The sequence below is a fragment of the Pseudomonas sp. P4_C8 genome (assembly GCF_056401975.1).
In genome coordinates, this window is record NZ_JBFUIH010000006.1 from 1 (window position 1) to 12,088 (window position 12,088).

At 58.3% G+C, this 12,088-nt stretch carries 12 protein-coding genes and 1 pseudogene; 5 read left to right on the forward strand and 8 right to left on the reverse strand.

What is annotated here, in order from left to right; all coding sequences use genetic code 11:
- A pseudogene (locus AC1DWM_RS05385) lies at positions 1-115 on the reverse strand (IS110 family transposase); the annotation flags it as partial.
- 283 nt (positions 116-398) lie between these two features.
- On the opposite strand from AC1DWM_RS05385, the gene ureE reads away from it, so the two are divergent.
- The 5 genes from ureE to AC1DWM_RS05410 all read left to right on the forward strand — a co-directional run bounded on the left by ureE (position 399) and on the right by AC1DWM_RS05410 (position 4,193).
- Positions 399-899, forward strand: coding sequence for an urease accessory protein UreE (ureE, locus tag AC1DWM_RS05390; RefSeq protein WP_223518489.1), 501 nt, complete (start codon positions 399-401; stop codon positions 897-899).
- Positions 896-1,570 (forward strand): urease accessory protein UreF, encoded by a 675-nt coding sequence (locus AC1DWM_RS05395; RefSeq protein WP_223518488.1) that lies wholly within the window; start codon positions 896-898, stop codon positions 1,568-1,570. Before ureE ends, AC1DWM_RS05395 begins: the two co-directional genes overlap by 4 nt.
- Before the next feature lie 23 nt (positions 1,571-1,593).
- Positions 1,594-2,208: an urease accessory protein UreG gene (gene ureG, locus AC1DWM_RS05400; RefSeq protein ID WP_007947546.1), complete on the forward strand. Its 615-nt coding sequence runs from the start codon at positions 1,594-1,596 to the stop codon at positions 2,206-2,208.
- A 29-nt stretch (positions 2,209-2,237) separates the two neighbouring features.
- A complete protein-coding gene (locus tag AC1DWM_RS05405) occupies positions 2,238-2,810 on the forward strand; it encodes a HupE/UreJ family protein (RefSeq protein ID WP_223518487.1) in 573 nt (190 codons plus the stop codon).
- A 255-nt stretch (positions 2,811-3,065) separates the two neighbouring features.
- Positions 3,066-4,193: an AGE family epimerase/isomerase gene (locus tag AC1DWM_RS05410; RefSeq protein WP_223518485.1), complete on the forward strand. Its 1,128-nt coding sequence runs from the start codon at positions 3,066-3,068 to the stop codon at positions 4,191-4,193.
- 123 nt (positions 4,194-4,316) lie between these two features.
- On the opposite strand, the gene AC1DWM_RS05415 is transcribed toward AC1DWM_RS05410, so the two are convergent.
- The 7 genes from AC1DWM_RS05415 to AC1DWM_RS05445 form a co-directional block, all read right to left on the reverse strand.
- Positions 4,317-5,084, reverse strand: coding sequence for an SDR family oxidoreductase (locus AC1DWM_RS05415; protein ID WP_223518484.1), 768 nt, complete (start codon positions 5,082-5,084; stop codon positions 4,317-4,319).
- Positions 5,085-6,015: 931 nt separating this feature from the next.
- Entirely contained in the window at positions 6,016-6,321 is a 306-nt protein-coding gene (locus AC1DWM_RS05420; RefSeq protein ID WP_223518482.1) for an HdeA/HdeB family chaperone, read from the reverse strand.
- 370 nt (positions 6,322-6,691) lie between these two features.
- Positions 6,692-7,408 carry an ABC transporter ATP-binding protein gene (locus AC1DWM_RS05425; protein WP_223518480.1) on the reverse strand — a complete coding sequence of 239 codons (717 nt, stop codon included), beginning with the start codon at positions 7,406-7,408 and terminating at the stop codon, positions 6,692-6,694.
- Positions 7,405-8,280, reverse strand: a complete 876-nt coding sequence (locus tag AC1DWM_RS05430) for an ATP-binding cassette domain-containing protein (protein ID WP_223518479.1) — start codon at positions 8,278-8,280, stop codon at positions 7,405-7,407. The genes AC1DWM_RS05425 and AC1DWM_RS05430 overlap by 4 nt, the downstream gene beginning before the upstream one ends.
- The gene (livM, locus tag AC1DWM_RS05435) at positions 8,277-9,560 is read right to left on the reverse strand and encodes a high-affinity branched-chain amino acid ABC transporter permease LivM (protein ID WP_223518478.1); all 1,284 of its coding nucleotides are present in this window, start codon (positions 9,558-9,560) and stop codon (positions 8,277-8,279) included. Before livM ends, AC1DWM_RS05430 begins: the two co-directional genes overlap by 4 nt.
- A 3-nt stretch (positions 9,561-9,563) precedes the next feature.
- The gene (locus AC1DWM_RS05440) at positions 9,564-10,478 is read right to left on the reverse strand and encodes an ABC transporter permease subunit (protein ID WP_223518476.1); all 915 of its coding nucleotides are present in this window, start codon (positions 10,476-10,478) and stop codon (positions 9,564-9,566) included.
- Between the two features lie 241 nt (positions 10,479-10,719).
- Positions 10,720-11,853, reverse strand: coding sequence for a branched-chain amino acid ABC transporter substrate-binding protein (locus AC1DWM_RS05445; protein ID WP_223518474.1), 1,134 nt, complete (start codon positions 11,851-11,853; stop codon positions 10,720-10,722).
- Positions 11,854-12,088 lie beyond the last annotated feature (235 nt).

The window sequence follows — 12,088 nt, forward strand, 5'->3', positions numbered from 1 at the left end:
AAGCTTCACGCGATTTGAGGCGTTCTTCATAAAGCACCTGGCCCAGAGCGTCTTCGCCTGCGACCTGAAAGACCTGCTTGGCAAGATCGACCGCCACTGTCGTACAGGCCGACACATCGGTTGAAGACAGGGACTGTTTAAGCGTCGTATTCTTTTTCATGGACTCGCCCTCGCTGCCGTTGGCTTCTTAGACTGCCACCGTGGCGCATTGACGCCTCGGCGTGGGCGAGTCCATCCAATTACATTGGTGCGCGAAATCTCTCAACGCACCAATTTGATTCAAAATTTTGCAATAGCCCGAACCCCCCACCAATCTCCGAAAGGTATTTCCTACGTATCGCCCGATTGGCAAGCCCCTTGCTCTAGCCTGAGCATTGTCCATTGCTGGAAGCCTTCCGATGCTGGTGATTCATCGCAGAATCGACCCTCAACCCGTCTGGGCCGCCGTATTGCTCCTGACCTTCGAAGCCCGGAGTAAAAGCCGTTTGCGCTGTTTCAGTGCCGAAGGTGAAGACGTCGGGTTGTTTTTGGAGCGCGGTCAGCCGCCTCTGTATGACGGCGAATGCCTGCAAGCCGAAGACGGACGCATCGTGCGCGTCTGCGCCCGCCCCGAACAACTGCTGCATGTCACCTGCGCCAATGCCTTCGAACTGACGCGTGCCGCGTATCACCTCGGCAACCGTCATGTCGCCTTGCAGATCGGTGATGGCTGGCTACGCCTGCTCGACGATTACGTGCTTAAAGCCATGCTCGAACAGCTGGAAGCCAAGGTCGAAAACATTGAAGCGCCCTTCCAGCCGGAACACGGCGCCTATGGTGGCGGCCATCACCATTCGCGACACGGCGACGAAGACTTCAACTACCCGCCGAAACTGCATCAGTTCGGCGTCCGCCTATGAACCCGGCCTGGGCGCTGCTGCGTCTGGCCAGCCCGCAACTGCCGATTGGCGGCTACAGCTATTCCCAAGGCCTGGAAATGGCGGTGGATAACGGTCGAGTGTGCGATTCGGACAGCGCACGACGCTGGATCAGCGATCAGCTGCTGCTGAATCTGGCACGGTTCGAGGCGCCGCTGCTGCTCGCCCATTGCACGGCGGCGGCCGAAGAAAACTGGCCAACATTGCTGCAGCGTTGCGAGGAACACCGGGCCAGTCGGGAAACCCGCGAGCTGCATCAGGAAAGCCGGCAGATGGGCTATTCGTTGCAGCAACTGCTCAACGGCTTACCGGAGCTGGATGCGCCCGCCCGCGCCTTCCTCGAACAACTCCCCGAACCGCACCTGGCCCTCGGCTGGGCGCTGGCCGCTCGGGCTTGGGGGATCAGTCCGCAGGATGCGTTGGCCGCGTGGCTCTGGAGCTGGCTGGAAAACCAATTGGCGGTGCTGATGAAAACCTTGCCGCTGGGCCAGCAAGCCGCTCAGCGCCTGACCAGCGAACTGCTGCCGCTGTTGCAACAAGCCCAGCAGGACGCCACCCGAATCAACCCCGAACACTATGGCAGCGCCGCGTTTGGCCTGTCCCTGGCGTGCATGGCCCATGAGCGCCAGTACAGCCGCCTGTTCCGTTCCTAGGGCCTTTTAATTTGGAGAACCACATGAACACACAACCCCTGCGCGTCGGCATCGGCGGCCCGGTCGGTTCCGGTAAAACCGCTCTGACCTTGGCCCTGTGCCTGGCCCTGCGCGAGCGCTATAACCTCGCCGTTGTCACCAACGACATCTACACCCGCGAAGACGCCGACTTTCTGGTGCGCAACGAGGCCCTGGCGCCCGAGCGCATCATAGGTGTGGAAACCGGCGGCTGCCCACACACGGCGATCCGCGAAGACGCCTCGATCAACCTCGAAGCCGTGGATCAACTGAACCGCCGCTTTCCGGGGCTGGACCTGATTCTGGTGGAGTCCGGTGGCGACAATCTGTCAGCAACGTTCAGCCCGGAATTATCCGACCTGACCATCTACGTGATCGACGTTTCGGCCGGCGACAAACTGCCGCGCAAGGGCGGGCCCGGTATCTGCAAATCCGATTTGCTGGTGATCAACAAAGTCGATCTCGCACCGCTGGTGGGGGCGTCGCTGGAGATGATGGACAGCGACACCAAACGCATGCGCAACGGCAAACCGTTTGTCTTCAGTAACCAGAAAACCGGTCTCGGACTGGAGGAAATCATCGCCTTCATCGAACGCCAGGGCCTGCTGACAGCGGCCTGATCACGACTTATCAACAAGGAAGCTTACCCATGACACTGAAACGCATTCTGAGCGCCGTGGCCCTGCTGCTGACCCCGGCCGTCGCCTTCGCCCATCCGGGTCATGGCGACAATGGCTTGATCGCCGGCATCAGCCACCCGATTGGCGGCCTCGATCACTTGCTGGCGATGATTGCGGTCGGCCTGTGGGCGGCACAGCAAAAAGGTGCAGCGCGCTGGGCGCTGCCGTGCACGTTCGTCGGCACGATGCTGATGGGCGGGTTACTGGGGTTTGAAGGGCTGAATCTGCCGGCGCTGGAAGGCGCGATTGCCGCGTCAGTGCTGGCGCTGGGCCTGGCGGTGGCGCTGGCGGTGCGTCCGCCGTTGAGCGTGGCGATGGGGGCGACGGGGTTGTTTGCACTGTTCCATGGTGTGGCGCATGGATTGGAGTTGCCGGACATCTCGAGCCCTTGGGCGTATGCGGCCGGGTTTGTGGCGGCGACGGCAGCGTTGCATGGATTGGGTTATGCCGTGGTGCGGGTGTTGCCGCAAGCGGCGGCGCCGTTGGTTCGACTGGCGGGTGCAGCGTCGGCGGCGACTGGCGTGTGGTTGTTGGCAGGCTGATTTTTTATCGCCTGTGATGGCCTCATCGCGAGCAAGCTCGGCTCCCACAGTGGAATGCGTACTCCTGTGGGAGCCGAGCTTGCTCGCGATAGCGGCCTGACAGACATCGCATCTCTCCGGCCGGCCTCTCTCCCACAGTGGCATGCGTACTCCTGTGGGAGCCGAGCTTGCTCGCGAAAGCGGCCTGACAGACACCGCCCCTCTCAGGCCTGCTAACATGTCGCGCAATCAACCCTGCCGTGACGACGCCAGCCAATGCCGCCTGTTTCCCGCTCCGCCTCCCTGCCTGAATTGACCGCCCTGTTCGCCTCGGTGCAACAGCACTTCCAGGACGTGATCGTGCCGCTCTGGCAAGGACCCGGCTGGAATGCCGACATGGCACTGCCTTATGAAGCACTGGACGCGGAACATCAACCGCTGGCCCCTCAACGCTACCGGGCCATGGCCTGCGCACGGCAGCTGTATGTGTTCTCCAGCCTGATTGGCCAGGTTCCGGCTGCCGAAGAGCGCGCTGCTGCGCTATTCCGCTCCCTGCAGCAGCATTTCCACGATGCTGAACATGGCGGCTGGTTCTACAGCATCGACCCGCACGGCGCACCGCTCGATCAGCGCAAAGACCTCTACACCCACGCGTTCATCCTGTTCGCCTGCGCCCATTACTGGGACAAGGTGCGCGAGCCGCTGGTGGAATCGGCCCTTAATGCGGCGCTGGAAGTGATCGCTCAGCGTTTCGCGACAGGCGACGGCCTGTACGAAGCCAGCCTCGACCGTGACTGGTCATCGCTCAACTCCGGGCCGCTGCAAAATCCCCTGATGCACTTGGCCGAAGCCTTCCTCGCCACCCTGTCTGTGCGCGAAGACATCGCCGTGCAGCGCGCGCTCGTTGAGTTATGCACAGCCATGCAGAAGCGCTTCATCGACCCGCAACAGAGCGTGTTGATGGAGAAACCGCTAGGAGCTGTGGATAACTGGTTTGAACCGGGGCATCAGTTCGAGTGGTATTTCCTGCTGGAGTCTTCGCCGTTGCTGCGCGATTCCACACTGCATGCTTCGCTTGAGCGTGCATTTGCGCTCACCGAGCAACTGGGCGTTGATCCATGCACCGGTGCCGTCGTGGCGATGCTTGATCTGGATGGCTCTGCAAAGGATGCCACCCAGCGCATATGGGCACAGGCTGAATACCTGCGCGCCCTGACCTTGCGGCCAAACAGCGAGGCCTCTGTGCAGCGCCAGTTGCAGGCGCTGCAACAGCGCTTTTTGCATGCGGGCGGCTGGTATGAGTGTCGCGATGAACAAGGCGAAGTGAGCCGCAAGGACATGCCGTCGACCACGCCTTATCACTTGGCGACCTGTTATCGCGGGTTGGTCGACTATCTGCGCTGACTGACAGATTGCTATCGCGGGCAAGTCGAATCGTCGCACCGCCGCTCCTACAGGGATCACACTGTACCTGTGGGAGCCGGCGGTGCGACGATTCGACTTGCCCGCGATGGCCGTTACGCGGTCTTAAGCCTTGGCATTACGCTCGATTGAGAAACCAGCCCAGGTCTGACTCACCGGCATCAACTCCAGGCTGTTGATGTTGATGTGCGCCGGCGCGTTAAGCACCCAGAAAATGGTCTCGGCGATGTCTTGCGGCTGAATCGGCTCGGCCCCCGCGTATGTCGCGTTGTAACGCTCCTGGTCACCGGCGAAACGCACCAGCGAGAACTCGCTCTCACACAGGCCCGGCTCGATGTTGCTGACACGCACGCCAGTGCCTTGCAGGTCGCAGCGCAAGTTCAGCGAAAACTGTTTAACGAATGCCTTGCTCGCGCCATACACGTGGCTGCCCGGATACGGATAGTTGCCGGCGATAGAACCGAGGTTAACGATGCCGGCGCCACGGCCATGGGCAATCAGGCGCGGCAGCAACAAACGGGTGCTGTACATCAAGCCTTTGATGTTGGTGTCGACCATGGTGTCCCAATCGTCGAGATCGCACTTCGGCGCAGGATCCACGCCGAGTGCCAGGCCGGCGTTGTTGATCAGCCCGCGCAGCTTCGAGAAGGACGGTGGCAGGTTGGCAATCGCTTCCTCCATGGCTTTGCGATCACGCACGTCGAGCACCAGGCCATGCACCTCGGTCTGCTTCGACAACTCGGCGCACAGGGCAGTAAGGCGCTCTTCACGACGGCCTGTCAGCACCAGTTTCCAGCCAGCCTCGGCAAAACGGCGGGCACAGGCTTCACCAAAACCGGAGGTCGCGCCGGTAATAAACAGGGTGTTGGACATCGTGTTCTCCTTGCTTCGGCTGACGGGCAGCCCTTGGAATTGAAAGTCAGCTGGCAGCATGCCCGGCCCTGCTCACAGCGGCAACCACCGCAAAGCTGTGCAAAAAACAACCAACGCTGTTAGCACCATACGCCCCGTGGCTTGCAGCCATGTACACGCACGTTATCCACAGGTCGGTCCACAGTTTCCGGGGGCAAGTGGAAATGCTGGAGGCCGCTGTGTACAAGGCTTTGCGGGGAGTTTAGAAAGTTTTTCGCTTGACCCTCGCAGGCTCACTGTGTAGCCCAGGGCATTTTGCACGATTGACCCCGCAAACCAGCGATGGCGCCAAGCCAGTAACGACGGCCCTTAGCCGAGTCTTTCCAGAGTTTAACCACAGACTTATCCACAGGCCGCTACTGCCCGTTTCACCCTGCTTTAATCGCCAATAAAAAGGTTGACAACGCCGTCCTCCAGCCTCGCAAAAACGACTGATCAAAAAACAACCACGCCGCTGCAAGCCACGTATTTAAAGGCGTACAGCCAGCTACTCCCACGTTATTCACAGCCAGTTCCACAGCAAACGGGGACAAGTCAAAACAGTGACAAAACAACAATTTACAGCGGCTTTATGTCGCGCTTTGAGAGCTTGTGAATATTGTTTTCCACAATTTCAAGAAAGCACACGACTCGCCCTGTGGGAGTGAGCCGGCTCCCGCAAGGAATGGGGATGAATTGGGAATCGATCATGACATCCGCCGTCCTACTTACACCCGGGACGGTGTGCACACCTTGTGGGAGATATTCGCCGGCCAGCAATCGGTTCTTGAGAATCAGACCCGGGAAATGGTTCAACCAACTCTGCCGGTCAAACTAATCGGACTCACAAAACGGCAAAACGCTCGCCGGCATTAAAATACCGACAAGCGCCACTAGTTCGTGATTACATTATTCAGAATAACTTCTTCAGTTCCTCTGAGAAACCAGATACTTTTTTCTCGGGGTTCTTCTGGCAAAGTTTTACAAACTCTGGAAGAACCTCTGCTTTAACTTTTTCTTTAGTGAAAGAACCCCCATTTGAATTAATATTCTCGTCGACTGAAACCCAAAGCAAGACTGGGGCCTGAGCTGGAGGGGGCGTTACAAGGAACTCCTTACACGTCATATCATCGGTACTAGTCGACGCGGCATAAACACCGCTGACAGATGAGAGAATCAAGCTAGCCAGGGCCATTTTGCAAAAGGCTTTATGAGTCATTTTAAGCATCTCCACAGACTTTGATTATACCTCTGCATATAAGAGGCAATATCGTGTATTGATTTGCGCTAAAAACAAGAACTTAATTTTAGCGGCATTACAAGCGACACGCCGGATGAGTATAGACGCTTTCACACGATGTCAATGTCTATTTTTAGCATATGACAATAGCGCAAAAAACAACCAAATAGCGCTTGTAATCAAGATTGATTTTTCTGCACTAGCTTAGAGCCAACTTATAGTTTCACCGTTTAATATCAGATTTGCGCGGGCCCGCGCCTGAACACTTAAAATTCAACCAACACTTCTCTTTCCAACACAAAAAAGCCCCGGCGATTGCGCGCCGGGGCTTGTGCATAACAACGCAGACTCAATGACCGCCGAGATAAGCGTTACGCACCTCTTCGTTCACCAACAGCTCCTTGCCGGTGCCCGTGAGGCGTATCTCGCCGTTGACCATCACGTACGCCCGGTCCGACAACCTGAGGGCGTGGTTGGCATTCTGCTCCACCAGGAAGATCGTCATGCCGGTCTTGGCCAACTCCCGCAGTGTCGCGAAGATCTGTTTCACCACAATCGGCGCTAACCCCAGGCTTGGCTCGTCAAGCAACAACAGCTTGGGCCGGCTCATCAGCGCGCGCGCGATGGCGAGCATTTGCTGTTCGCCGCCAGACATGGTCATCGCCCGCTGGTTGCGCCGCTCTTCAAGTCGCGGGAACAACTCGAACATGCGTTGCATGTCTTCCTTGGCGTACTTGTCACCAATAGGGATGGTGCCCATCAGCAGGTTTTCCTCGACGGTCATGTCGGGGAACACTCGCCGGCCTTCCGGCGATTGCGCAATGCCGTTGGACGCGATGTAGTGCGATGACTTGTGCGTAATGTCCACACCCTGATAGATGATCTGCCCGTCAGCTGCGCGCGGCTGGCCGAAGATCGACATCAGCAAGGTCGACTTGCCGGCGCCGTTGGAGCCGATCAGGCTGACCGTTTCACCTTCATTGATGTGCAACGAGACTTTCTTCAGGGCCTGGATCGGCCCGTAAAACACGTCCAGTTCCTTGAGTTCGAGGATCGGTTGACTCATAACACCACTTCCTCTTCATCGGCGCCCAGATAGGCCGCAATCACTTTCGGGTCGTGGCGGATCGCCTCGGGGCCGCCCTCGGCAATGACGATGCCGTGGTCCAGCACCACGATGTGGTCGGAAATACTCATTACCATGCCCATGTCGTGTTCGATCAGCACCACGGTCAGATCGTGCTCGTCACGCAGCAGCCGGATCATCGCGCTCAGCGCTTCGGTTTCCTGAGGGTTGAGGCCGGCGGCCGGTTCGTCGAGGCAGATGATCTGCGGACGGGTGCACATGGCCCGGGCAATTTCCAGACGGCGCTGTTGGCCGTAGGACAGTTCACCGGCCAGGCGGTTGGCGCAATCCACCAGGTCCACCACTTCCAGCCAGTAGAAGGCGTGGTCCAGCGCATCGCTTTCAGCCTTGCGGTAGCCCTTGGTATTGAGGATGCCCGCCAGCATGCTGCGGTTGACCCACATATGCTGGGCCACCAGCAGGTTTTCCAGCACCGACATTTCCTTGAACAGGCGAATGTTCTGGAAGGTCCGCGCCAGGCCGGCACGGTTCACCAGGTGGGTGCCGCCGAATGCCTTGTAGAACAGCCGACTGGCGAAGGATTTCGGCGAAACGAAATCGGTCGGTTTGAACGGTTCGCCCAGCAATTTGATGACGTTGGTCTGTTGCCCACGGATGTTGAGTTCGATCTTGCCGCCCGAGGCTTTATAGAACCCGGTCAGGCAGTTGAACACGGTGGTTTTACCGGCGCCGTTGGGGCCGATCAGGGCGAAGATCGAATTGCGGTGGACTTTCAGGCTGACATCGTTCAACGCCTTGATGCCGCCGAAGTGCATCATCAGCTTCTCGACCGAGAGTACGACTTCGCTCATGGCGCTACTCCTTTACGCGGGGTCACACCGGTACGGCTGATCCGAATCAGGCCGCGCGGTCGCCAGATCATCATCAATACCATCAGGATGCCGAACAGCAGCACGCGGTATTCCGCGAAGCCACGCAGCAGTTCCGGGGCGACGGTCAGCACGAAGGCTGCAATCACCACGCCGATGGTCGAGCCCATGCCGCCGAGTACCACGATGGCGAGGATCAGGGCCGATTCGAAGAAGGTAAACGAAGTCGGGTTGACGAAGCCCTGGTAGGTGGCAAAGAACACGCCAGCCAGACCGGCCGTCGATGCACCGATGGTGAACGCCGAGAGCTTCACCAGCACGTGGTTCAGGCCCATGGAGCGGCAGGCGATTTCGTCTTCACGCAAGGCTTCCCAGGCACGGCCTACGGGCATACGGGTCAAGCGGTGCTTGATGTACAACACGGCCAGCACAACCAGGAACAACACCGCATAAATGAAGTAGTACTTCACGTCCGGGTTGTAGGCGATGCCGAAGAACTCGTGGAACGGTACACCACCGTCTTTCGCCCGTTTGCCGAATTCCAGACCGAAAAACGTTGGCAGCGGGGCCGCCATGCCGTTCGGACCACCGGTAAACGACAGCCAGTTGGTGAGGATCAAGCGGATGATTTCACCGAAACCCAGGGTCACGATCGCCAGGTAGTCACCGTGCAGACGCAACACCGGGAAACCGAGGATGCAGCCGGCAAGCCCAGCGGTTATTGCCGCCAGCGGCAACACCGTCCAGAAGCCCAGGCCGAGGTACTGGTAACCGAGCGCCAGGCCATAGGCACCGATGGCGTAAAACGCCACGTAACCCAGGTCGAGCAGGCCGGCCAAGCCGACCACGATGTTCAGCCCCAAACCCAGCAGTACATAGATCAACCCAAGGATGACCACGCCCAACAGGTAGGAGTTGGAGAAAAACGGAAACACCACGGCAATGACGATCATCAGCGGGATGATCCAGCGCAAACGGGATTTATAATCGGGCGGCAGTACATGAACCCCGGAGCCGGTGGTTTCAAATCCTTCGAGGATTTTCAGGCCCCTGGAGGTTTGCAGGAACAGGCTCAGGGCAAAACGACCGGTCATGACGATAGCGACAATCCAGGCCACCCGGGTCGTTTCCAGGTTGAAACCGTAGCCATCGAGTACGACACCGACTATCGGCCCGAACACGATCAGGGCAATGAGGCCGGCAAGAATCGCATCAACCAGACTTTTTTTGATATCAATGGTTTTTTTAGTGGTTGAAGACATCGCTTACACCTTCGACACAAGAGGACGGCCGAGCAGGCCTTGAGGCCGAAAGACCAGTACGAGAACCAGCAACGAGAAGCTGAAAACGTCTTTGTAGTCAGAGTTGACCAGACCGGAAAACAGCGACTCGGAAATCCCGAGAATGATCCCGCCGAGCATGGCACCCGGTAGCGAACCGATCCCGCCGAGTACAGCAGCGGTGAACGCCTTGATACCGATGATGAAGCCGGCATAGAAGTCGAATGTGCCGTAGTTCATGGTGATCAGCACGCCGGCCAGGGCCGCCATCGCTGCGCCGATGATGAACACGTAGGAAATCACCCGATCGGTGTTGATCCCCAGTATCGAAGCCATCTTGCGGTCTTGCTGGGTGGCGCGGCACATACGGCCGAGCTTGGTGTACTTGATGATGTAGGTCAGCAGGGCCATCCCGGCAAACGCTGCAACCAGAATGAAGACCTTGGTGTAGGTCAACTGCACAAAACCCGTACCGAATTCGACGCGCCAGGCACCCGTCAGCAAGGTGGGAACACCCTGTTGCTTCGCGCCTTGGGCGATCTGTGCATAGTTTTGCAGGATCAGCGAAATACCGATGGCACTGATCAGCGGAGCCAGTCGGGTGGAGTTACGCAGGGGTTTGTAGGCGACACGCTCGATGACCCAGCCATACACCGCCGTGACGACGATGGTGAAGATCAGTGTGCCGAGCATCAGCAGCGGGAAGGATTCGATACCGAAGTAAGCCAGCAGAGCCAGACTGATTGCCGCCAGGTAAGCAGAAATCATGTAAACCTCGCCGTGGGCGAAGTTGATCATGCCGATGATGCCATAGACCATTGTGTAGCCGATGGCGATCAGGCCATAGACCGACCCGAGGGTCAGGCCGTTGACCAGTTGCTGCAGGAAAATACCATCCATAACGCAATCTCACGCAATGAGAACCTGCACACCTGTGGGTGTGCGGTTCTTCTAGAAAAATACAGATGTACGTCGGAGCGATCAGACACGATCAGACAAGCCACCACCGCCCCTCCCTGTAGGAGCTGGCTTGCCAGCGAAGGCGGTGTATCAGCCAACATTGATGTCGGCCGAACTGGCGCCTTCGCGGGCAAGCCCGCTCCCACAAGGGATCAGTGGGGTCAGCCGATCGAGTCAGCCCTTACTTCTGTTTTTCCAGCTGGTGGTATTTGCCGTCCTTGTCCCACTGGTAAACCACGTAGTCGGAGACTTTCAGGTCGCCCTTGCCGTCCCAGGTCTTCTCGCCCATGACGGTTTTGACCGGGTTTTTCTTCAGCCATGCAGCCGCTTCTTCGCCCTTGTTGGACTTGGCGCCATTGAAGGCTGCAGCCAGGGCCTGGACCGAAGCGTAGGCGTACAGGGTGTAGCCTTCAGGCTCGGTACCGGCCTTGCGGAATGCGTCTACCACTGCCTTGCTGTCTGGCAACAGGCGAGGGTCGGCGCCGAAAGTCATCAACACGCCGTCGACGAATTGTGGACCGCCAGCGGTGGTCACCAATTCGTCGGTCACGATGCCGTCATCGGACATGAATTTGACGTCTTTCAGACCTTGTTCACGCAGTTGACGAACCAGAGGACCGGCTTCCGGGTGCAGGCCACCGAAGTAGACGACATCGGCGCCAGCGCCGCGGATTTTGGTCACGATGGTACTGAAGTCTTTTTCGCCACGGGTCAGGCCTTCATACAGCACTGGTGTTACGCCGCGCTTGACCAGTTGAGCCTTGGTGGCATCTGCCAGGCCTTGGCCGTAGGTATCCTTGTCGTGCAGCACGACAACCTTCTTGCCCTTGAGCACGTCGACGATGTAGTCGCCGGCCACGATGCCTTGTTGATCGTCACGCCCGCACATACGGAACATGGCGCTCAGGCCGCGCTCGGTAACGGCCGGGTTGGTGGAACCCGGGGTGATTGCGATAATGCCTGCTTCGTCGTAGATCTCGGAGGCCGGGATGGTCGACGAGGAGCAGAAGTGACCGACCACGCCAGCGACTTTCTGGTTGGTCAGGTCCTTGGCGACCGTCACAGCCTGTTTCGGTTCGCAGGCGTCATCGCCCTTGACCAGTACGATTTTTTCCCCGTTTACGCCGCCCGACGCGTTGACCGCGTCGGCTGCAGCCTGTGCACCCTTCATGTACTGCTCGCCAAATGCCGCGTTGGCACCTGTCATCGGACCCGCCACACCGATTTTCACATCAGCCTGTGCAAACGCAGAAACACCCAACGCAGCTGCCACTGCGAGGGCCAGAAAGCCTTTCTTGTAAAACGTCTGGGACATGAGGTGGTGCTCCAAGGTTTTTTTTTAGTTGGCACTGCGATTTCTCTGAATGCTCAGAGCAAGGGCCGTGCCATCGGTTTTTTATTCTGAAAAAAGTCGCTGCCTTATTGTTTTTTCGACTGTTTCGATCCCATTTTCATTGGGCGTGCAACCGTCTAAACCGCGGAAGGTAAAACCTTTTATTTTTAAAGGCGCAACCCGCATGCGCCATCATTGCAACCGCGGCGTCAAACGA